Origin of the sequence: Dyadobacter sp. SG02 (genome assembly GCF_900109045.1) — a bacterium.
GTDB lineage: Bacteria > Bacteroidota > Bacteroidia > Cytophagales > Spirosomataceae > Dyadobacter.
The window spans coordinates 208,352-230,503 of the sequence record NZ_FNYL01000013.1 but is presented as its reverse complement, the minus strand read 5'-3'; the positions used below and the strand labels follow the sequence as shown (position 1 = coordinate 230,503).

Below are 22,152 nucleotides of genomic sequence, written 5' to 3'. Positions count from 1 at the left end.
ATACTGATTGTTCACCTTTAAAAACAAATGGTATGAAAAAAAGACTGATAGCCCTGGCATTGCCCTTGTGGGTAATGCAGGCACACGGACAAACATTTACCACCTACGGCCCACCCGATCCGGTGAGCATTAACGCGGGCTATTTAAGCGACTACTCACCCAACGGTACCGTCGTACAAGCGGGCGGGAGCGTAACACTGGCCAACGCGTCTACCTACGAGCACGGTAACCTGAGCTTTCAGAATAATGGTACCTGGCTCGGACAGACGAACAGCCTCGACCTGTTCAACGCGGCGGGTGCATTGACGATCAGCGGATCATCAGCGCCCGGTTTCCACAGCCTGCAATTTCAAAACGGCGGAACGGTCGCAATCACGAATACAGCCGGCGCCAACGTGGCCGGAACGCTGTCTTTCGGCACGAGCGGGATCATAAGTACTACACGCAATACGCACACTATCAGTTCGCTTCGCTTAGCCGACGGAGCGGGCTATGCCGGCGGAAATACGGATGCGCAGCACGTAAACGGTTATGTAACCAAGTCAGGTGATGATGCATTTGTATTTCCCGTGGGCAGCGGTACCGACCTGCGTACGGTGTCCATTTCAGCCCCCGCCGCCGCCGCGACCATCAGCACCGCCTGGTTCGTGGGCAGCCCGGCCACGGTTACCGACCCGTCCGACGGCGCTACGCACAGCCTGACGGCCCTGGCCGCGCCCATTGAAGCGATAAGCCCCGTCGGCTTTTGGGACTGGATCAATCCGGCCGGAAGCGACGACAATGTGGCGGTTACGGTTTCTATTCCCGACGTGACGGGCTTTGCCCTGCCGGCCGATCTTCGCCTGGTAGGCTGGAACGGCACCCAGTGGGTAGCGCTAGGCACAACCGGTGCCAGTGCAGCGGCCGAAAACAATGCGTTGAGCGGCACCATCCCGGCCGGAACGTCCATTACCGCGCTCGCCATCGGCAGCGTTGAGCCTCCCCTGCCTGTCACATTAGTCAGTTTCACGGGTAAGGCCGTCGAAAATACCGTTGCGCTCAATTGGGCAACGACCGAGGAGATCAATGCGTCGCATTTTGAGGTACAAAGAAGCAGCGACGCCAGAAACTTTGAGCCGATCGGTCAGGTGGACGCAAAGGGCGACAGTAAGGTTATTGTGAATTACGCGTTTGCCGATCAGATGCCTCTGGCCGAAACAAACTATTACCGGCTGAAACAGGTCGACCGCGACGGCACATTTGCCTTCTCCAAAACCATCTCAATCCGGTTTGAGGCAGCTATCGGCATCAAAGTTTATCCAAACCCGGTTACGGACATACTCCGCATCGAATCCGGTGCTGCGTTGCAATCGGTGGAGATATTCAGGGCCGACGGTTCGAAGGTAACGCGCATAGCCGCTCCGGTGGATCATGCGGCGGCCTCGCTCCAAAATCTCCGCGAGATTGATCTCCGAGGCCAGAAGCCTGGCATTTACATTGTCATTGTCAACGGCAAAAGTTTCAAAGTGCTGAAAGACTAGGTTAGTAAGTTCAGGTAAAAATCAATCAGCCCGCATTCGGAACCTGCTCCCAACAAGTTCTGAATGGGGCTGATTTTTTCTCTAAAACTCATGCGCATACTATTATAACCCTGATCGCGCTATTTCTACATTCATACCTAAACAAGTTTACTCGTTTTCAAGTCATTTTCGGGTGTTTTCCATTTTTGCATGACATTTTGAGGAGAAGTGCCGTATTGAGGAAAATTTAATTGAATTATACATATTTCATGATGTAAATTCCGGTAACTAGTTACTCAATTCCTTCTCTATCAAAATGTTATGAAAATTTTTTCTACATTCAGCCACGCGTCCAGGTCTTTTAAATTCTACCGGACCGCCCTAATTAGTTCTGGTCTACTTTTTGCCGCCTGGCAGCAGTCGGTTGCCCAGGGAAACAAGACCCCATTGACCATTCCGGACGAATATCTGTCCTCCGGCTTTGTCGGGACAGGTAATTTCAACGCGATCATTTTCGGGAATTTTCAGAGCAATTCCGGCGACGTGGAAGGGCGGCTGGCCGTAGCCGGTGATTTCACCCTTACCACGGCGGGGTACAGCGTGGGTATGGGCGTAATGGGTGTTAATGCACCGAACAATACGGATAACCTTGTCGTCAACGGGTCATTCAACAACATTGGTAACTGGGGCCTGCGGGGTAGCCTGGTTTACAATACCGCCCCCAACGGCACGGTGTTCCCCAGCCTGACCGCCCCGGCCGTGAGCAGTATTACAGGCGGAAAATTCGACCACATCAAGTTCTCGGACAATAAGCTTCTGGACTATTACCGCACGCTGAGCGGCACACTGAATGCATTGCCCAACACCGGTACCACGGCCTGGGACAACTATCATCAATATACGCTCACCGGTACCAGCCTGGGCTTAAACGTTTTCGACATCACACTGCCCCCGAACATGAGCAGCGATGAAATCAGGGTGGATATACCGGAGGGCGCCTCGGCGATCATCAATGTCCTCAATTCATCACTTTCGATCAATGGCGGCAGCATGAAAATGAACGGCGCCGACAAAGAGAATAACAAAGTACTGTTTAACTTCCCGAACGCCACTTCGATCTCGCTCGCGCATTTCAAATTTTTGGGTAGCTTCCTGGCACCGAAAGCCAGCCTGAACGGCAATGGAGGCTCCATTAACGGACAGTCGATCATCGGCGGGCATTTTGACCAGCAGGGCGGATTCGAATTTCACAACTTCTATTTCGAAGAAAATACGATCGTCCTGCCCGTGACGCTGGCGAAATTCTCCGCCACCGGTGAAAATGCGTCTGTCGCCCTCCGCTGGACCACCACTTCGGAAACAAACAGCGACCGTTTCGAAATCGAGCACAGCCTCAACGGGAAGTCATGGAACCGGATCGGAACGGTGCTATCCCACGGAGAAAGCGCTCAATCGGTCCATTACACCTTCACCGACCAGTCCCCCGCCAATGGTGAAAACCTTTACCGCCTCAAAATGATAGACCTGGATGAAACCTTTGCATATAGCAGCATTCAAAACGTGCGCATTGAAGCAGGTTCGTCCATTACCCTCTTCCCCAATCCGGCTTCTGACAAGATTTTAATCCGCAGCAACACGAATGTGGCATTGCTCACGATAACCGACTTGTCGGGACGCAAAGTATATCAGGCGCAAGAAATCCCCGCCGCAGGTATCGATTGCAAAAACCTGCCGTCAGGCATGTACGTCGTCACGATGACCCGGGTGAATGGCGCTGTTGAATCGGATAAGATTTTGATTCGCAGATAGTTGTTACAGCAAAGAGCCCGGTGTTTGCCGGGCCCTTTGCTGACCAGTAGAACCATAAGCGCCCACATTTTGTACTTTCGAAGACTTTTCAACTCGGAAGTAGCCCCATGGAGCCTGTTACCCTTACCAAAACGCAAGCAAGAAAGATCATCCTTAACGCTGCCGGGCTCGCGCGGAAATCGCAGTTCGGGACGGGGATCGAAGCTGTTTACCGCCTGATCGACCACCTGGGTTTTGTACAGCTGGATACCAACTACGTCGTCGAGCGTGCCCATCACCACGTCATGGCCGCCCGCATTCCCGGCTATCAAACCGAGTGGCTGGGCCAGCTTTGCGAGGACGGCAGTATTTTCGAATACTTTTCTTCGGATGCGGGTTACCTCCCCATGTACGATTTCCGGTTTTCGTTGCCTGTAAAAAATGCATTCAAAATGCAGCGCCCGCCGCTTACCCCGGCGGAAATTGGTTTAATGAAAGAGGTACTCGACCGGGCGGAGCGGGAAGAATCGCTCATGGTGGGCGATTTTGACAACGACCGCGTGGAAGCGAGCACCGGTTGGTGGGACTGGCGACCGGCCAAAGTAGCGCTCGAAAGGCTTTACCTGGATGGCGCGCTGATGATCACCCGCACGAAAGGCTTTCAGAAAGTTTATGTACTGCCGCTGAACACCGTGCCGCCGGAAACGGACCTTACTATGCCCACTGACGAGGAATATGCCCGTTTCGTGATCCGGCGGACATTGGGCGCGCTCGGGATTGCATATGCGAAAGAAATCGCCTGGCGCGCCCGCCACGTGAAAGGTAATCTGGTCAAAAAGGAGTTGGAGAAAATGGCGCGGACCGGCGAAGTAAAAACGGTGGTCGTAGAAGAGCTGAAAGGTCCGCTTTACATGCTTCCCGATCAGGAAATTAACCCCGAAATATCCGGCGACGTCTTCATCCTTTCTCCGTTCGACATATTGAATGTCTTCCGCCACCGGTTGAAAGACTTCTTCCATTTCGACTACCAGATCGAATGCTTCGTACCCGCCCCAAAACGGCAATATGGCTATTTTTCACTGCCGGTACTTGCAGGCGAGACATTTATTGCAAGGATGGACGCCAAAGCAGACCGCAAACGAAAAGTACTGATCGTCCATAACCTGCATTTTGAACCCGTCGATCTGGATAACATTACGATTGAAAGATTCATCAAAACGCTTCAAGGCTTCGTCAAATTCAACCAATGCAGGGATATTGTTTTCAAAAAGTCTAACAATGAAACTTATCTCGAAACGATTCTCGAGGGGATTAATGTAGATTCTCTTTGACAAATTCTTCCACGTATCCCTTAATCTGCTCACGAACAGCCCGGAATTCATTCATTACCTCAGCCTCCGTGCCGGTAGCCTTCGCCTTCGCCGGGTCGGGGAAATTGTAGTGGAATTTCCTGGCATTGGTTGGAAAGTAAGGGCAACGCTCCCTGGCATTATCGCAAACCGTAATGACGAAATCGAAGTCAATGTTGCCGTATTCATCTATGTTGTTCGATGTATGACGGGAAATATCGATTCCGTCTTCTGCCATAATGGTGATGGCCTTAGGGTTCACGCCATGTGTTTCGACCCCTGCACTATATACGACAGCGACATCTCCGGCAAAATGCCTCAGATACCCTTCCGCAATCTGGCTCCGGCAACTGTTACCGGTGCATAGTACCAGCACTTTTTTCATTTTGGTATAATTTGTGTCAATGAATGGTCAAGCGCAGCAGGATGATCCGGCCGACGGCGTTCCACAGCTCTGATTCCGTACCTGCGCCTTGCATTGCGTAAAGTCCGGAACCAGGTTCACGGTAAATGTTTCCCCTTCCGAAACAAAAGTGCCCGGGTACATCTGGCGCGTATCGAATTTCGAATTACCGAATTCGATTTTAACGACCGCTTTCGGGTTCAATGGCAGTGATTTTTCGACAAGATCGACGATTTTAAGCGCCTTGCCTACTTTCATCGACCGGTCGGCCTCTTTGATAGCAGGTTCCCACAATTGCACGATCACCTCCGTCCAGCTATTCATCTGCCCACCGCAATCTACCGAAACGATGGGGGCTTGTTTGATTTCGGTGATATGAAAAGAGCTATCCACAAACTTCCCCGATTCATATTCGAATTGCAGGTGCAGATCAGGATTTTGTTCGAGCGTACTTTTGAAGTCGCCCCAGGTAACGGGATTCAGTTGGTTCACCATAGCTTTATTGTTATATTGTAATATTACGATTAATTAACTCAAAAAAATACCCGCCTAGTTGCAGCAGGATACTTGATCAAAGGATTCCAGCAGCGAGCCGAATGCTTGCCGTGCTTCTTCCCAAACCGGCGGGTTAATGCAGTAGCAAACGCGCGGCGGGTTGATTTCCCCCTGGATAATGCCTATCCGTTTCAGCTCTTTCAAATGCTGCGAAACGGTCGCCTGGGCGAGTTCCAGCTCGCCTACCAGGTCACCGCAAACGCACGCCTTGCGGGCAATCAGCAATTGCAAAATGGCCACCCGCGCCGGGTGCGCAAATGCCTTTGCCAGGTCCGCGATCCGGTTCTGCTGCCCGGTGAATATTTCCGTTTTCGTTACTCCCATGCTTCAAACATAATATAAAAATTTTATATCGCAATATTACGATGAAATTTTATTAAGTTAACGGTATTGCCACTCGTCTCCGCAACCGTGCCGTCTGTCGCCGGAAGTTGCCCGGTCGCGGGCGAACCGGTAAACTTGCCGATATTTTTAAAAGGCACCTGCCGCGCATCCCGCTCGTTCGTAATTCAATCCAATTTTACCAGCCATGAAAACCGTGCACGAACGCGCGCTCACCGCCTTATTGTGGGCAATGCTTTTTTTCCTGACCGCTTGTTCCAAAGATAAATCGCCGGGTCCCGAACCGGAACCGGCTCCGGATGAAACGGCATCGAAACCCCGCCATCTGATCCGCGAGATCGATTGGGAAAGTTTCGAATACAAAGCCGCCGTCCATTACCGCCCCGACAGCAGCATCGATCACATCCGGTACTCGGGTTCCCGCGGCCAGACCGAGCTCAAAACGTATGAATACGAGGGCAAAACGCTTTCCGGAATTAATGTCGCGGGCTCGATTTCGAGAAAATTTTATGAGTTTGACGAGAAAGGCAGGCTTACGGCCATGCGGCTGGTCAAGAAAAATGCCGGGCCGTACGACAATGCGCAGAAGCTCGTGTTCCTGTACGACGATCATGGCATCGTACAGAAGCTGGAACGCTACCAGATCACACCCGCGGGCACGCGCATGGATATCGTGCACCATTACGAGTACGACAAAGCGGGCGAGCTCACCCGCGTGCGCACGGAACAATCCGATGGCTATCAGACCATTACAAGCCTCAAAGGCTTTTCCCCCGGGTTCGACCACGATCCCTGGCTCTTTATCGAAGATTTCGGTAACCCGGATTACGCCATTTACAATCTCCCCGTACTCCGCGCCATGAAGGGCCGGTTACCACTGCAAATCACTTATGAGATACCCGACAAAAATGGCGCATTCAAAACCGAACGCATAACCACGCAGCAATTTCAGGTGGAGGGCAAAAAGATACAAAAACTGAAAACCACCGTCCGCTATCCCGAGTTTCCCCAAGCGGGTGACGAGTCGGAGGTCAGTTTCAAATATTGAGCAGGACAGCCTCATTCAAACAACAATACCTGCCCGAAAACGATTATCCTGAGTTTTTCGAGTAGGTTTGTTGCGAAGCATTGTTATGTCTGTCAATGGATTATCAAATCTTTCCCCCGCACGCGGATCTCAGGTCGCTTGTCAAATGTTACTGGACATTGCAGGTTCCCGCCGACAGCAGCACGCCGAAGCAGCGGATACTGCCGGACGGGTGTATCGAGCTGTTTTTTATCCTTGGCGACGATGTAAAACGGTTCACGTCCGAAGAAGACTTCATTATCCAGCCCCGGGAAATGGTACTTGGCCAGATCACGGAACCTTACTTTATTCAGCCTACCGGCTATGTAAATTCCTTCGCGGTGCGCTTTTATCCCTATGGTTTTGCCCATTTTGTCGACGTCCCCATCGATAGTCTGGCCAACACCGAAACGCCCGTCGAAAACCTGTTCGGCGCAGAGGCGGCCAGCCACCTGAAAAGTAAAATAACCGGTGCCGGAGACACGGTGCAAAGAATACAGGTCATAGAAGGTTTTTTGCTGGAAAGAATGAAAAGCAAAGCCACCATCGATAAAATCGTGAAAGCCGCCGTTGAAACGCTCCTTGCCGCGAAAGGAAGCATTTCCATTCATTCGATCCTGAAAGACGATTTATCCAAAAGACGGCAATTGGAGCGGAAATTTTCCCGGCAGATCGGCGTGAGTCCCAAGCAACTCGGCAAGATCATCCGGTTGCAGGCGGTTTTAAAAATGCTCATCGGCCGGGACTCCCAGGGCCTGACGAACATCGCCTACGAAAGCGACTACCACGATCAGGCGCATTTTATCAAAGATTTCAGGGAGTTTACGGGCGCTAGCCCCAAACATTTTCTCAGGGACAGTTCCATGGCCCTTTCCGCGCTGCTGTATTCACGGGAGTAGTGTCGCAATTTTACAATTCTGGGCCGAAAGTCCTCGATAGTTTTGCATCGTACATGTAAAACAACGCGGCATGAAACAAGCTTCCATTATCGCGATAATCGCCGTCGCCCATTTATTTTCTGCTTGCTCGGACCGAAACGATTCGGGCTCAAAGGCGATGAAAGCTCAATCAATTCCCACCAAAACTTCCGGCAAAATGAAAAACCTGGTTTCAATCGTGGAAATCCCCACCGACTCATTTCAAAGGGCGACCCGATTTTATCAAGCCATTCTCGATGTTAGCATAGAAGAAATCGACATGCAGGGTACCCGGATGGGCCTGTTTCCCGGCGATGAAGGCGCTGTCAATGTAGCCATCATTCATGGAGCCGGTTACAAACCATCCAGTCAGGGCACGCTTGCCTATCTGAACGGAGGAAAAGATCTTCAAAATGTATTGAACAAAATTGAACCCAACGGCGGAAAAGTGATCGTCCCCAAAACCGGGATCTCGCCCGAAGCCGGCTTTTTTGCGATGTTTATGGACAGTGAAGGAAACAAAATCGGGCTGCATTCCTATCAATAGAACATTTCCCGTCCTCCCGGGCATCGGTCGCCTGCCCGCTCTATCCGGCCGATGCCCGTTTTTGGATTAAAAACCCATTTAAATGGAATTAAAAGGTGATTAACTCTCGCCCGACGCGCCTCGGCGTAATATTGGCGTAACATGCGCTGGTGATATTTACGGAAGTTTTGTTCCGTACAAATTAGCTAGCTACATGTTATGAAGCATTTTGTTTCTCTACTTTTTACATGCCTCCTCTTCGCTTCGGTGGCTTCCGCGCAGATCACCACCAGCGGGATCAGCGGGACTGTCACCGACACTAAAAATGAAGCCCTGATCGGTGCCACGGTGCAGGCCACTTACCTGCCTACCGGTACCAAATATGCGACCGTCACAGAATCCGATGGGCGCTACCGCATCAACAGCATGAATGCCGGAGGGCCTTACCAGATCGACGTCACTTATATTGGTTTTAAAACTACTACTCTCTCGGACATAGTCCTCCAACTCGGCGAAACGACCAATTTGAATGTGTCGATGAAAGACGAAAGCCAGACCCTTAGCGAGGTGACGGTGAAAGCCGAACGCGGCGGAGAGCGGGAAGGCGCGGGTTCCAATATCAATGCGGAAACCATCCGGCGTTTGCCGACCATTTCGAGGAGTATGACGGATATTACCCGCACTTCCCCGCAGGTTAACAACAACAACTCCTTTGCCGGTACCAACTTCCGGTACAATAATGTGACCGTCGACGGGGCCGTGAACAACGACGCCATTGGTTTCAGCCCGTCGCTTGGCGGTTCGACGGGTACCACCGGTCAGCCGGGATCCAGTACGCGTACCAACCCGATCAGCCTCGATGCGATCCAGGACATTCAGGTGGCTGTTGCGCCGTTCGATGTACGCCTGGGCAACTTTCTGGGCGGATCGGTGAATGCGGTGACCCGCAGCGGGACCAACAAAGTGACCGGTTCGGTGTACGGCTTCGGCCGGAATGCGGCGCTGGTGACCAAGTGGAACGGTGCTTCGGATGCCAAGGAAAAACTGCCCGGCACATTTTACGAGTACCAGACCGGTGCGCGCGTGGGATTGCCGCTGATCAAGGACAAGCTGTTTTTCTTTACCAATGAAGAAGTTACCCGCCGCCAGGACCCGGTTCAGTTCCAGGCCGGTACGGCGTCATCGCTGATCAACGACGCGTCGGTGGCGCAGAAGGTCAGTGATTTTGTCAAAACCAATTACGGCCTCGATGCCGGTTCGTTTGGTAACTATTCCATTTATTCCAAAAGCACCAAGTTTTTCAACCGCATCGACTGGAATATCAATGCGAAACACCAGCTCTCGATCCGCAACAACACGGTATTCTCCGAAGCGACGAACCTGGAACGCGACTCGCAGAACTTTCGCTTCGGAAGCATTGATTTCAAGCAGCATAACAACCAGAGCAGCACGGTTGCCGAGCTCAAAAGCCAGTTTGGCGGACGTTCTTCCAACAGCCTGATCGTCGGGTATTCGGCCATTCACGATTACCGCAATACGCTGGCCAATGTGCGGACGTTCCCGCAGGTAGAGATCGGCTATAATGGCGGAACTATTTTCCTGGGCAACGACCGCGAGGCTTCCATTTTTAACCTGAAACAAAAAACTTTCGAGCTGACCGACAACTTTACTTTCTATGTCGGCAAGAACACCTTCACCGTCGGAACGCACAACGAGTTTTACACCATCGACTATGGCTTCGTGAACTCGCCGAACGGACGGATCTCGTACAGCAACCTCGACCAGTTTCTCGGCACCGGCACGCCCGACGGCAAGACATTACCCAACCGCGTGCGGGGCTCCTACCCTTTCGACGATCCGACCAACAACCTGGATAACCAGTTCAACAACCCGTACGCGCATTTCAACGTGAACCTGCTGAGCGCTTACATTCAGGATGATATCGAACTGACCGATCGTTTCAAAATTACGCCCGGCATCCGCCTCGATTATTCGGGATTGCCTAAAAAGCCCACTTTAAGCCCGTTGGTGAATGCCGCGGCCTCCGATCCGGGTTATGGAACTACCTACACCTATACACCACTCAATCAGATCAATAACAAATACCTGAACAATGTGCAGGTATCGCCGCGTCTGGGTTTCAAATATGATGTCAAGGGCGACAAGAGCATTATTGTCCGCGGCGGGACGGGGCTATTTACCGGACGCATTCCTTTCGCGTGGCTCGGTTATGCATTCTACAACAACGGCGTGGGATATGGTGCTTACGATTTCAACAACAATGCGACTGCCGCAACCAAGCTCGTAGGCGACCCGCTGGTACCGAACGGCGGCGTGCTGATCAACAACAATCCGGCCAACGGAGGCGTGAAACGTACCCAGGCCGATTTAATCGACAACAATTTCAAAATGCCGCAGATGTTCCGCAGCAACCTTGCAGTGGATTACACGGTGGATGGCTACAAGTTTACATTGGAAGGTTTGTATACCAAAGTAATCCAGGACCTGAAATTCCAGCAGGTGAACACGAAAGATGTTGTGCGCTATTACAGCTACGACACGCAGCATCAGCAACCCATTTATGTGGCCGCCAACGGCTCGGCGGGTGCCCAGCGCATCGATAACAACTTCGCGAATGCATATATGCTGTCGAATACAAACCAAGGTCACCGTTATAGCATTACCGCCCAGGTGCAGAAGACTTTCCCGATGGGTTTCGGCTTCTCGGCGGCCTATACCTACGGCAAGTCGTACGACATTACCAATGGTATCCGCAACTCGATGGAATCCAACTGGCAGCTGAACCAGTCGCTCAATCCGAACGACCCGAAACTGGCCTATTCCAACTTCGACATCCGCAACCGCATTGTGGGCAGCCTCAACTACCGGGCGCACTGGAACCCGAAAAATGCCACGACCGTGACGCTGTTCTACGCATTGCAATCGGGCACACCATACTCGTGGGGATATGTGAACACTACGATCGACGGTACCGGACAGGCCAACAGCCTTGCCTACATTCCGAAAGACCTTGCCGAAGCGCAGAAGCTGATCCCAACCGGTACGCAAGCCGCTGATTTTATGGCCTATGTGGATTCGGATTCGTATCTCAAAACCCGGAAAGGTACTTTTACCGAGCGTAACGGCGGCCGTACGCCGTGGAACAACACCGTCGACCTGCGCTTTATGCATGAGTTTAAGCTCAAAGGGGAGCAGTCGATCCAGATCACGTACGATATTCTCAACTTCCTGAACCTGGTCGACAAAAAACTGGGGTACGTATATTTTTCACCGAACACATTCAACTCCACGGCGTCCATCGGCCTGACCCGCGCCACCAACCCGACTGCCGGAGACCCGACATTCACCTGGACCAGACCAGGCAAACCGTATTCAATCGACCCGCTCGCTTCGCGCTGCCAGATGCAGATCGGCGCACGCTATACCTTCTGATGGACTGTTAAGAACTTTATAATTGGTGTCATATTTGAAAAGGCCGGAGGCATTTGCCACCGGCCTTTTTTGCTGTCCGCTTCGAATGGCAGCTACCTGTCCCGCATGTATACACTACCGTGCGCGTCGGCGCGTCCGCGAACCTTCTCGTAAAACCCGGTCGTATATCCTGTAAAAGGGCAATAGCTCGTTCCTGACAAGGTTTTGTAGTAAAAATTCAGACCGCACCGAAGGCGTTTGATGGCCCTGAATGATGTCCCCAGGAAGCGGGCGTTACACCCCTGAAATGGGTCGTTGTCACCCCAAAAAACAAAATAGACCGGACGGAAAGGGCTATACTTGCGAAGTAATACTAAGGATACTATTGAAATAAAAACCCCATCCGGAAGCTCTTTTCCGGACAGAACTACTTTGCATTTACAGTAACCAAACACCCTCATATCCGCTATGCGATTAGAATCTACCTTTGAACAGTCCACCCAACACTCCCCCAGACGAAGGTCCGGGTTGCGGAGTATTCTCATCCTCGCCATCGCCGTATTTTGCGGTTTAAGTTCTGCTTTCGGTGAAGGTTCCGGCGCCTGGGGCGTCACCGCCAACCGCCAGGCCAACCTGTATGTACCCACTACAAGCAACTCCGGTGGCGGCAATACGGGTTACAAGACCAGGGGCTTTATGATGCTCCCTTCCAACACCTCCTCGTACAATCCCGCACACCGTATGTACGTGTGGGTGAAAGCCAACGAAACAGTGTTTTACGGTTTCAGATCCAGCGCAAACTCCGAAATCAATGTGCACTGGTATTACGACAACTCTTCCACTGGCTTTTATCCAACGGCAACTTCCTCTCCCAACAGAATTCTGATAAAGTCTGATGACATTTCACAGGGATCGGGCGGAGCCACCGGTCGCCCGTCAAATGCCTCTGCCGCCGCCACGGGCCCAAACCAGGTAACCGGAAACGGATACACGGCCTATTCGTTTAAAAACACCACGGGTTCGGACAGAGCATTCTGGATCGAAATTGAACAAACCGGCGCGGAGTTCAATTTTTGGGATGTGACGGTCGCATCGGGTTCGTCGGGCAACTACACCCGGAAAAACGGTCGCTTGTACTGCAAATACTGGAGTATCGTGAACGACCTGCCTACTAACGCGGGTGTGGCTGGTGCTACTTCCTCCCCTTCCGACTTCGGCTTTTACATCCCGATCGACAATACCTATACGCCAGCCAACGATTTCTATGTAAAGTATGCCAATTTCGGCGGCAGCGGCTCGGGCTATGCTATATTCTTTGCCAACCTGGACGGACCATTGAGCGACCAGGGTTTCGCAAAAAACCGTCGTTCCATGACCGGTTCCTCCTCCAATGCACATTTTCCGCTTTTCCTGGGTAACCCCGATGCCTCCGTCTGGCCTTCCCCACCCCTTCCGATAGCGGATTTCCAGGCGGTATTTTCAAGAAGGCCGGGCTCCGTCCCTGCTGCGGGCCAGGCTTCGTTCACAGTCAACATCGATAACCCGTCTATCGTCGATATCCTGATCGACCTGAACGGCAACGGCTACTATGATGGAAAAGATGTGATCATTTCAAATGAATACAATGCGGCAGGCACGTACCAGATCTACTGGAACGGCAAGGACAATACCGGAACGGATGTGCCCACAGGTACCGCCATCCACTTTGTGTCTTCACTGCTATTCTACCCCGTGCATTTCCCGATTTACGACATGGAGCAAAGCCTGGGTGTTACCATCAAGCACGTAAGGCCGCTCAGGTCCGGTACCCAGCCGATCAACGACAAGCTTTACTGGGATGATACCGACATTGCGAGGGAGAATCTTAGCGGCGGCACATTAAGTCCCCGAAGCGTAAAAGTGAACGTAACAGGCGTGCTTGGTCCGGAACATATATGGTGGGCCAACGGCGACAATGGTTTCAGCCAAAACAACACCATCAATACCTGGACGGGTGCCTACAACGACGAGATCGTTCGCGAGCTGCTTTTCAACTATACTTCCGACGTAGACCTGGCCGTGACCAAATCGGTATCGCCGGACGTGGCCAAGGTTGGCGAGACGGTTACCTTTACGATTCAGGCTACCAATGTGCCGCTCCCGGCAAATGCCGGAAACCCGATTACCGCCACGGGCGTGATCGTGACCGATGAAATTCCGGATGGTTATGATGTCACCAATGTAGACGTTTCCAAAGGTTCGTGGAGCGCCGGAACCAATACCTGGCTAATCGGTACCCTGGCCGAGAACGAAGTCGTTACCATGACGGTAACCGCCAAAGTGAATGCAACGGGTCCCTATCTGAACACAGCCGTTGTGCAGGGCAACGAAAACGATGAAAATCAGACCAACAACACGGACGACGCAACCCCGACCGTGAAATTCCCGCAGCCGCCAGACTCGTACGACCGCACGACTTCCATCGCCAGGCCGACAGTCGATCAGGTAATTGCGCTCAATGGAATCGGTGACAATCCTCCTTTATTTGCAGGTATTGACGAGGAAGATGGCACGTACACGGGCAAAACAGGCTCCATTACCAACCCTCAGGGTGTGATCATCACTTCGCTTCCTACTAATGGAGAGCTTTATTATGGCGGATCGCTGGTAACTCAAAATGAAGTAGATACAAAACGGGTATTCCCCGACCCTGCCGAGTTCACAATCAAATTTACCGGCAGCGGCTATGTGAACACATCTTTTGAATACGCATACGTCGATTCCGAAGGCATGACCGATCCGAGCCCCGCGACCTACTTGCTCACATGGGAGGGCGCATTGCCCGTAACCCTGGCCGGTTTTGAGGCAGTTTTGGAGGAAAACCGCGTTCGCCTGTCGTGGAAAACGGCCGAAGAAACCAATGCTTCCCATTTCGACGTAGAGCGCAGTACTGACGCCAAAACCTGGAACAAAATCGCGGAAACCGCAGCCATCGGCGACAGCCGGGAGTTGAGCAGCTACACGGCAATCGACGGAACCCCGCTTTCAGGGATCAGTTATTATCGTCTCAAAACCGTCGACCGCGACGATACATTTGCCTACTCGCGCACGGTGAGCGTAAACCTGGGAAAAACCGGGGCCGGTATTCGGGTGTATCCCAATCCAGCCGCGCATGTACTCCATATCAATGGGGTCGATGCTAAATCGGTCAGCTATGTATCGCTGGTCAATATGAACGGGCAAATCGTTGCGCAATTCGGCTCCCTGCCTGAAAACGGCATCGATCTGAGCCGCTACGCCAACGGAATATACCTGATCAAAATCATCACAAAAGATGGTTTACAGACAGCCCGAAAAATCGCAATCAACAAGTAACCCTCCGCATCTATGCAGAACGCCGCCCTCCATGTCATGGAAGGGCGGCGTTTCTGTTTTTTGCGCCTTATTACTAAGACTTTTATTTGATAGAAACCGCCTTCACCGTATTGTGGAAGAAGGTAGGGATATACAACACTTTGGCTTTCGGATTATAGGCCAGATCCGCCGAGTTTATTTTTTGCGGCGAAGTGTCGCTTTTGAGTTCCGTGGTTCCGTCGGCTTTAACATGCCACACTTTTCCGGCCCATTCTGTCACTACATAAGTCTTTTTGCCCAGGCCAACGATCCCGTCGATACCACCCGACACCTTGGCGATGGTGGTGAGCTTCTTCGTCGCTGGGTCCAGGCTTAGCAACGTGCCGTCGCCATTGCCGATCAGCAGTTGGTTGTTTTCAAACAAAAGGCCGTTGGTACCTTTCAGCGGATCGCCTTCCAGGAGGAGACCTATCTTCCCGCCGTTAAGCGCCCATACTTTACCATGGCCGGAATCCGTGATGTAAACGGTCTGCTTTTTGCTATCGACGGCAATATCGTTAAGGAACTTGGCGCCCTCCACGGGATAGCGGTTAAGGATCTTGCCCGAGGCCAAATCGATCTCCGCTACGTTCGTCATTTCGGTAACATACAATTTGCCGCCCAGCACACCCATGCCTTTGGTCGAATTGAGATTTTCCGCAAACTTCAATTTAATCACCTTGCCGTCCAGGCCCACTTTGGCAATGAAGCTGTTTTTGTTTTCCAGGCTCGGACCACCATTGATACAAGCGACATACAGGACATTCTGGCCGGGTTCATACAAAACACTTTCCGGTGTACGCAATGTCGTATCGCTTTCCCAAACCGGGGCTAATTCGATTGTTTGAGCCTGACTAGCGGATAATGTGCCAGCAACCAGCCCGGCAAGCATGAACAGTAAGGATTTTGACATGAGTTTTAAATTAAGAGTTAACGATCGTTACGCCGGTTGATCTGATAATAAGCCAAACGGGCACATCGCAAATGTAGGCAGTTTCTACCAAACCGGTAACGTCGAAGCATTTATTCCGGCTTTTTATAGGGAATGTTACCGGCTGTCCACTACCGCTTTTAAATTGATAACAAAAGAAAAATTTTACCGTTTTATTCTAAATTCAAACCCATCTGCCTGTGCAATCCAAATCTACGGTGTTTCTTTTCTGTCAGTCGCAACTAATTCCCTGCATTTTCGCGGCGCTCTTTCTTTTGATGGTGGCTTGCGAAAAGTCCGGCGAACGACCTGACAACCCTCCCTATTTCCCTGTAACGGCTGGTTCTTACCGCATTTACGCAGTCGAAGAAGCAATTTATTCGTCAGGCACAAAAGAGCCGAAATCTGCCAAATGGTTTGAAAAAGAAGAAATAATACGCACAAAAACGGATTCAGGCGGTGTAACGGAATGCCTTATTGCTTACTCGGTCCGGGACAAACCAACGGATTACTGGCAAAAAACAAAAGAATACAAAGCCTTTGTTTATGCAGACAAAATAGTATTGAACCGCGATAATGGGCCCATTACTTCGCTGGTATTTCCGTACAGTCCCGTTGTTAAATGGGATGGATTTCGATATTTCGAATTGGATGACGATGATCCCCGCTACGGTCATTTATTTCATTATGAAGATCTTGATAAACCCTTACAAATCGATTCTCTGCATTTCCCTACGACATTAAAAGTCACCGAACGCAGTGATACAGCGGGTAAGGTGCTTTATCGTTTGGGATACAAATGCTACGCTGCCGGAACAGGACTGGTCATGGATGTGCAAACCGATTACGACTACCTTCAAATCAACGGAGACCTGATCGGCTACCGCGTGATAGACAAAGGCGTCCGCAGGGTCCGGAAGATCATCGGCTACGGTGAGCGGTGATACCTTTAACTAAAAGCCGGAACCCGACGCCCCGTTAACTAAGTTCCGGCTCGGATCGCTTATTTAACGGTTGTTCCTGCCCCCAAAATGCGATACTTTTAACCCTCGTTTCTCGCATTGTACCCATCACGTGTAGGTTTGCCCCTGATATGCCAGGCTTTACTACCCGACTTATGAAAAAAGTGGCCTTGCTTTTCGCACTGGCATCGAGCCTGAATGCAATGGCCCAAAAACCGGATTCGCCGCTCGCAAAGATCTGGCAGCAGAGCCTTCCGTTCATTACCAACTATTCCACCAACGAATACAAAGCCGCTTTTCAGAACTGGGCACTGGTGCAGGGAGATAACGGCATTATGTATGCGGCCAACAACTCGGGCGTGCTTGAACACGACGGCATATCGTGGCAGCTCATCCCTACCACCGAGGGCAACCCCGTGCGGTCGCTGGCGAAGGATTCGAAAGGGCGCATTTATGTCGGCGGATCGGGCGAAGTGGGTTATCTGGCGGCTAACAGCCAGAATAAAATGGTTTTCCATTCCCTGAAAAACAAGCTCAGCCGCAGCGACTGGAACTTCGGAAATATCTGGTTCACGTTTGCCGACAAGGGCTCCGTCTATTTCGTTTGCGATCTGCACATCCTCGAATTCGTCAACGGAAAGTTTAAAGTTTGGAAAAGTGACATCGGCGCACTCGGTTTCGCGTGGTTGATCAACGGCACCCTGTACGTGAGCGTGAGCGACAGGGGTTTGTATAAGAAAGGGCCTAACTCGCTGGAACTCGTGAAAGGCGGCGAGGCGTTCAAAGGCATGGGACTCACCACCTTGCTGCCCTTCGACGGAGGGAAACTACTAGCGGCGGGCCTTAGCAAGGAATTTTATATTTACGACGGTGCTACACTGGCACCGTTTATGAACGGTGGTCAAAGAGTGCAGATCAGGGACGCCGTGTACCACAGCGCGCAGCTCGGCAATGGCAATTATGCCCTGGCTACCACCGGTTCGGGCTTCTATTTAATGGACCGCACAGGCAACATTCGAAACAATATCCGCCGCAAGGACGGGCTGTCGAGCGATGCGGTGTACGCGGTTTTTGAAGATGCCGAAAAGGATTTATGGCTCGCTACCGACAACGGGATAAGCCGCCTGGAAATCAGCTCGCCGCTCCGGGTATTGAATGAAAATCACGGCCTCGACGAAAATCCGATGGATATCGAGGTATTCAACAACAAGCTGTACACTACCAACAGTAAAGGGCTTTTTGAACTGAACACCCTCTCTTCACAAGGAATACCCCAACCCTATTTCAAAAAAATCGAAGGCATCGATAACCTGACAATGCATTGCCAGACATTTGGAAATGAACTGATTGTATCGAATTACGACGGTGTTTTCATATTGGACCAAAACGGTCGGCGATCGCAGATAGCCAAGGAAAATGTGGTGCGTGTGGAAGAAATGCGTTCCGCGCAGCTGCCGCAGCATTTGCTGGTAGGGCTCGAAGGGAATGGGCTCACGGAGCTGCTCCTGAAAGACGGCAAATGGGTGCAGGGCGGTCGGCGTGAGGACATGAAGTTCTATTCCGAAAGCTTCACCCGCGCGGCCGACGGCACCATTTTTCTCAACAGCCGGCGAAACGGTATCTACGAAATCGCCTGGCAAACGCCGGGATCCATGCATACACTGGCCGACCCGTTCAAACTCATTCACCATGGGCCTGAGAACGGGCTGTCGTCCAACAAAATCCGCTGGGTCGAAAAGGTCGGCAACACGGTGTACGCTTCTACCGACGAGGCTATGCACCGGTTCAACCCCGAAAAACGGGCTTTTGAAGTCGATACAATGCTTACCGCGGGCGTAGCGCCTTACAGGGGCGGGTGGATCAACGAAATCGTCGCGGGGCGGGATGGCACCATGTGGTTTACGCTCTACCACAATTACCAGAGCCAGGTTTTCGAATATACCCAAAACCGCTTGCGCCGGTTACCGGTTTCGGGAAGGCTCTCCGATGCGCTCATTTCCAAAGTGCACGACAATGGCGACGGGTTCATGGTTTTCGGCTCGAACAAATGGCTGGTACTTTTTGACAGAAACCTCCAAACCGCTGCCGGCAAGCCGTTTAAAACACTGATCCGCCAGATTTCGGTCGATCAGGACTCGCTGGTCAGCTTCCGGGACGCGGAATCGCCGGACATTGCCTATGGTCACCGGCTGCGGTTCCAGTTTACATTGCCGAGCTACGACCTTTCCACCAAAAATCAATTCCAATACTTCCTCGAAGGCTTTCATGACCAGTGGTCTGCCTGGTCGGGTGAGTCATTCGTCGATTTTACCAATTTGCCGGAAGGGAATTACGTGTTCCGCGTGCGCGGGAAGAACGTATATGGCGACACGGGAGGAGAAGCCACGCTGGCATTGACCATTCTCCCGCCGTGGTACCGCACCTGGTGGGCATTTGCCATTTATGCGTTGCTCCTGGGCGGGATGGCGGTAATGCTGGTGCGCTTCCGGGAAAGAAAGCTGCAAAGCGAAAAGCTGGTGCTGGAAAACACCGTCCGCGAACGCACCGAGAAAATCATGCTGCAAACCGAGGAACTGAAAGAAATGGACCGCATGAAATCGCGGTTTTTTGCCAATATCTCCCACGAATTCCGGACACCGCTGACATTGATCCTCGCCCCGCTCGAAGAAGAGCTGAGTAAAAAGCCGCCTGCGGAACAGGATAAGCTACTCATTATGAAGCGCTACGCCAACCGCCTGCTCGAACTCGTGAACCAGTTGCTGAACCTCTCGAAGCTCGAAGCCGGTAAAATGGAACTGCAAGTGCGAAAAGGTGAGCTACGCCATTTTCTGAGCGTGCTTTCGTCTTCCTTCGATTCGCTCGCGCAGCATAAGGGCATTTCGTTTGAAAAAACGGTCGAAATACCGGACGGGCCATTCTGGTTCGATCCTGACAAACTCGAAAAGGTAGTTATCAACCTGCTTTCCAATGCATTCAAATTCACGCCATCGGGCGGCTCCGTGGCATTTGCGGCGCATATCGAAAAGCCGGCAGACGGGCCGATGCTACGTGTCGCTGTCTCGGACACGGGCCGTGGCATCGCGCCGGAAGAGCAAAAGCAGGTATTCGAATCGTTTTACCAGGCCAGGCAAACGGTTGAAAACCAGGACGGCGGCACAGGCCTGGGGCTGGCATTCGCCAAAGAACTCGTGAAGCTGCATAAAGGGAATATTGCGCTTCAAAGCGAGGTAGGTAAAGGTTCGGTTTTCACTGTTGAAATTCCTCTGGATAAGGAAGCTTACGAAGCGATACAAATCGTTGAAAATGATTTCAGTGAATATAAATTATCGACTGAGCAACCGGTAACCGGGCTGCCGGACAGATCGGTATCTACTAAAAAGCGGGGTGCGGCGTCCGGGTCGCCGACCGCCGCAAATCAGGAAACGGTACTGATCGTGGAAGACAACGCCGAACTCCGCGAGTACATGGCGTCGCTGCTGGAAGGCCAGTATACCATTTTCAAAGCACCCGACGGCTCGGAAGCGCTCGCATGCGCACGCAAAGTGCTGCCCAGCCTGATCATCAGCGACCTCATGATGCCCCGCATGGACGGTATCGAGCTCACGGCCCATATTAAATCCGATGAACGGACGAGCCACATTCCGGTGATATTGCTTACGGCCAAAAGCGGACAGGAATCGCGGATCGATGGTTTGAAAACCGGTGCGGACGATTACCTGACCAAACCTTTTTCCGTGGAGGAACTTTCCGTGCGGGTTGCGAACCTGATCGAACTCCGGAAAAAGCTAGCGGAACGGTACCGCGAACGCATTCGCGTACACGTCACGTCATCGGACGAAATGTCGCTCGACGACAAATTTTTAATGAAAGCCAAAGAAATCGTTGAGGCGAACATGGAAGATGTGTTGTTCTCGGTGGAGAAAATGGCGGAGGAAATGAGCCTGAGCCGTACCCAGTTGCTACGGAAGCTGAAAGCCCTCACCGGCCTCGCGCCGAACGACTTTATCCGCGACCTGAGGCTTCAAAAAGCGGCGGAAATGATCCGTCAAAAGGCCGATACGATCACCCAGATCGGCTATGCGGTCGGTTTTAATGATCAATCGTATTTCAGCAAGAGCTTTAAAAAGGAATTTGGGGAAACCCCCACGGAATATGCCGCGAGAGTTTCCCCAAAAGGAGAAGGCTAATCAAAGAATGCGCTTCACAAACCGGTAAACTGCCGTATAGGGCACATCGGCCGTGGCGGCGAGGTCTGCCGGAGGGGTTACCGGCGCCCTCCCACCCGTCGTTGCGATCCGGAAAATGTAGCCTACCCCCTGGAAAATACCCGTCGGCTCCTGCCCTGCTTTGTTACGCAGCAAGAGCCAGTCGATGTTGTTCGGGTCTTTGGAAAACGTCTTGGCGGGACTGAATGCCTGTCCCATAATCGTATGACCGGTACCGGTAAGTTTCCACGTAGGGCCGACGAAATGGGTACCGATCCTGGCATTCGACGCATCGTACAAATCCGCCTCCGGCGCCACAAATACCCATTCGTACTGCCCCGGGTTCGAACCGGCCTTCACCTGCGCCTTGTATTTCTGCACGCCCACGGCAAAGTAGGTGGCCACGCGCTCGTAACCCTTGGGATCGGACGGAAGCGCGAACGCGTCGGGCATCGTCAGGTTTTCGCTTAACTGAATGTGGTCGGCCGGCGTGAGGACGGGTGTCGGATTGTCGTGGTCGGTGCAGGCATTAAAGAAACCCAAAAGCATTACGATTGCGAGGATGCGAATGCTGCGACGGCGACCGTACCGGCGGCCGGCGTGCCGGGAAATGTTACTGTTTTTCATAGCTAATTTTTGTTGTAATGATTTGTGAATAAGACCGGTTTGAATTAACCGGCGGCAAAAGTACACGGCGCCGCCCGGCCCGGATTGTAATCAGGATGCAAATCCAGGTAGTTATGAGCGGCCGGTTTTCCCGAGCTTTCAAGTGGCGCATAATTACCTGGATATGCGTCGTCATTAC

At 52.0% G+C, this 22,152-nt stretch carries 15 protein-coding genes; 10 read left to right on the top strand and 5 right to left on the bottom strand.

Annotation, left to right across the window (positions count from 1 at the left end):
• Positions 1–32: 32 nt before the first annotated feature.
• The 3 genes from BMW93_RS26905 (at position 33) to BMW93_RS26895 (ending at position 4,618) form a co-directional block, all read left to right on the top strand.
• Positions 33–1,520, top strand: coding sequence for a T9SS type A sorting domain-containing protein (locus tag BMW93_RS26905; protein ID WP_090383725.1), 1,488 nt, complete (start codon positions 33–35; stop codon positions 1,518–1,520).
• Between the two features lie 300 nt (positions 1,521–1,820).
• Positions 1,821–3,308, top strand: a complete 1,488-nt coding sequence (locus tag BMW93_RS26900) for a choice-of-anchor A family protein (RefSeq protein ID WP_090383723.1) — start codon at positions 1,821–1,823, stop codon at positions 3,306–3,308.
• 107 nt (positions 3,309–3,415) lie between these two features.
• Positions 3,416–4,618 carry a winged helix-turn-helix domain-containing protein gene (locus BMW93_RS26895; RefSeq protein WP_090383720.1) on the top strand — a complete coding sequence of 401 codons (1,203 nt, stop codon included), beginning with the start codon at positions 3,416–3,418 and terminating at the stop codon, positions 4,616–4,618.
• Here the strand turns inward: BMW93_RS26895 and BMW93_RS26890 are convergent.
• The 3 genes from BMW93_RS26890 to BMW93_RS26880 are packed head-to-tail and all read right to left on the bottom strand — an operon-like array spanning position 4,599 to position 5,918.
• On the bottom strand, positions 4,599–5,021 hold the full coding sequence (locus BMW93_RS26890; RefSeq protein ID WP_090383718.1) for an arsenate reductase ArsC: 423 nt from the start codon (positions 5,019–5,021) through the stop codon (positions 4,599–4,601). The genes BMW93_RS26895 and BMW93_RS26890 overlap by 20 nt on opposite strands.
• 27 nt (positions 5,022–5,048) lie before the next feature.
• Entirely contained in the window at positions 5,049–5,534 is a 486-nt protein-coding gene (locus BMW93_RS26885) for a DUF6428 family protein (protein WP_229240850.1), read from the bottom strand.
• A gap of 54 nt (positions 5,535–5,588) precedes the next feature.
• Positions 5,589–5,918, bottom strand: a complete 330-nt coding sequence (locus BMW93_RS26880) for a helix-turn-helix transcriptional regulator (RefSeq protein WP_090383716.1) — start codon at positions 5,916–5,918, stop codon at positions 5,589–5,591.
• A gap of 205 nt (positions 5,919–6,123) precedes the next feature.
• Here BMW93_RS26880 and BMW93_RS26875 point away from each other — a divergent pair, with 205 nt between their 5' ends.
• From BMW93_RS26875 to BMW93_RS26855, 5 genes are all read left to right on the top strand, one after another.
• The gene (locus BMW93_RS26875; RefSeq protein ID WP_090383713.1) at positions 6,124–6,984 is read left to right on the top strand and encodes a hypothetical protein; all 861 of its coding nucleotides are present in this window, start codon (positions 6,124–6,126) and stop codon (positions 6,982–6,984) included.
• A 95-nt stretch (positions 6,985–7,079) separates the two neighbouring features.
• Entirely contained in the window at positions 7,080–7,901 is an 822-nt protein-coding gene (locus BMW93_RS26870) for a helix-turn-helix domain-containing protein (RefSeq protein ID WP_090383711.1), read from the top strand.
• Between the two features lie 196 nt (positions 7,902–8,097).
• Positions 8,098–8,466, top strand: a complete 369-nt coding sequence (locus BMW93_RS26865) for a VOC family protein (RefSeq protein ID WP_090383859.1) — start codon at positions 8,098–8,100, stop codon at positions 8,464–8,466.
• Between the two features lie 198 nt (positions 8,467–8,664).
• Complete coding sequence (locus BMW93_RS26860; protein ID WP_090383709.1) at positions 8,665–11,898, top strand: TonB-dependent receptor; 3,234 nt, start codon at positions 8,665–8,667, stop codon at positions 11,896–11,898.
• A 447-nt stretch (positions 11,899–12,345) separates the two neighbouring features.
• Positions 12,346–15,231 (top strand): T9SS type A sorting domain-containing protein, encoded by a 2,886-nt coding sequence (locus tag BMW93_RS26855; RefSeq protein WP_090383705.1) that lies wholly within the window; start codon positions 12,346–12,348, stop codon positions 15,229–15,231.
• 82 nt (positions 15,232–15,313) lie between these two features.
• Here BMW93_RS26855 and BMW93_RS26850 read toward each other — a convergent pair whose 3' ends face one another.
• Positions 15,314–16,162, bottom strand: coding sequence for a hypothetical protein (locus BMW93_RS26850; RefSeq protein ID WP_090383703.1), 849 nt, complete (start codon positions 16,160–16,162; stop codon positions 15,314–15,316).
• Between the two features lie 218 nt (positions 16,163–16,380).
• Between BMW93_RS26850 and BMW93_RS26845 the strand changes: the two genes are divergently transcribed.
• Both BMW93_RS26845 and BMW93_RS26840 read left to right on the top strand, forming a co-directional pair.
• Positions 16,381–17,124, top strand: a complete 744-nt coding sequence (locus tag BMW93_RS26845) for a hypothetical protein (protein WP_090383700.1) — start codon at positions 16,381–16,383, stop codon at positions 17,122–17,124.
• A gap of 173 nt (positions 17,125–17,297) precedes the next feature.
• Positions 17,298–21,329 carry an ATP-binding protein gene (locus BMW93_RS26840; RefSeq protein WP_090383698.1) on the top strand — a complete coding sequence of 1,344 codons (4,032 nt, stop codon included), beginning with the start codon at positions 17,298–17,300 and terminating at the stop codon, positions 21,327–21,329.
• On the opposite strand, the gene BMW93_RS26835 is transcribed toward BMW93_RS26840, so the two are convergent.
• Entirely contained in the window at positions 21,330–21,974 is a 645-nt protein-coding gene (locus BMW93_RS26835; protein ID WP_090383696.1) for a DUF3455 domain-containing protein, read from the bottom strand.
• Positions 21,975–22,152: the final 178 nt, after the last annotated feature.

What these genes read in the sequence shown, in the direction of transcription:
- BMW93_RS26900 (WP_090383723.1), top strand. Translation starts at nt 1,821, where the DNA reads ATGAAAATTTTTTCTACATTCAGCCACGCGTCCAGGTCTTTTAAATTC.
- BMW93_RS26860 (WP_090383709.1), top strand. Translation starts at nt 8,665, where the DNA reads ATGAAGCATTTTGTTTCTCTACTTTTTACATGCCTCCTCTTCGCTTCG.
- BMW93_RS26870 (WP_090383711.1), top strand. Translation starts at nt 7,080, where the DNA reads ATGGATTATCAAATCTTTCCCCCGCACGCGGATCTCAGGTCGCTTGTC.
- BMW93_RS26885 (WP_229240850.1), bottom strand. Translation starts at nt 5,534, where the DNA reads ATGGTGAACCAACTGAATCCCGTTACCTGGGGCGACTTCAAAAGTACG.
- BMW93_RS26890 (WP_090383718.1), bottom strand. Translation starts at nt 5,021, where the DNA reads ATGAAAAAAGTGCTGGTACTATGCACCGGTAACAGTTGCCGGAGCCAG.
- BMW93_RS26850 (WP_090383703.1), bottom strand. Translation starts at nt 16,162, where the DNA reads ATGTCAAAATCCTTACTGTTCATGCTTGCCGGGCTGGTTGCTGGCACA.
- BMW93_RS26835 (WP_090383696.1), bottom strand. Translation starts at nt 21,974, where the DNA reads ATGAAAAACAGTAACATTTCCCGGCACGCCGGCCGCCGGTACGGTCGC.
- BMW93_RS26895 (WP_090383720.1), top strand. Translation starts at nt 3,416, where the DNA reads ATGGAGCCTGTTACCCTTACCAAAACGCAAGCAAGAAAGATCATCCTT.
- BMW93_RS26840 (WP_090383698.1), top strand. Translation starts at nt 17,298, where the DNA reads ATGAAAAAAGTGGCCTTGCTTTTCGCACTGGCATCGAGCCTGAATGCA.
- BMW93_RS26855 (WP_090383705.1), top strand. Translation starts at nt 12,346, where the DNA reads ATGCGATTAGAATCTACCTTTGAACAGTCCACCCAACACTCCCCCAGA.
- BMW93_RS26875 (WP_090383713.1), top strand. Translation starts at nt 6,124, where the DNA reads ATGAAAACCGTGCACGAACGCGCGCTCACCGCCTTATTGTGGGCAATG.
- BMW93_RS26880 (WP_090383716.1), bottom strand. Translation starts at nt 5,918, where the DNA reads ATGGGAGTAACGAAAACGGAAATATTCACCGGGCAGCAGAACCGGATC.
- BMW93_RS26865 (WP_090383859.1), top strand. Translation starts at nt 8,098, where the DNA reads ATGAAAAACCTGGTTTCAATCGTGGAAATCCCCACCGACTCATTTCAA.
- BMW93_RS26905 (WP_090383725.1), top strand. Translation starts at nt 33, where the DNA reads ATGAAAAAAAGACTGATAGCCCTGGCATTGCCCTTGTGGGTAATGCAG.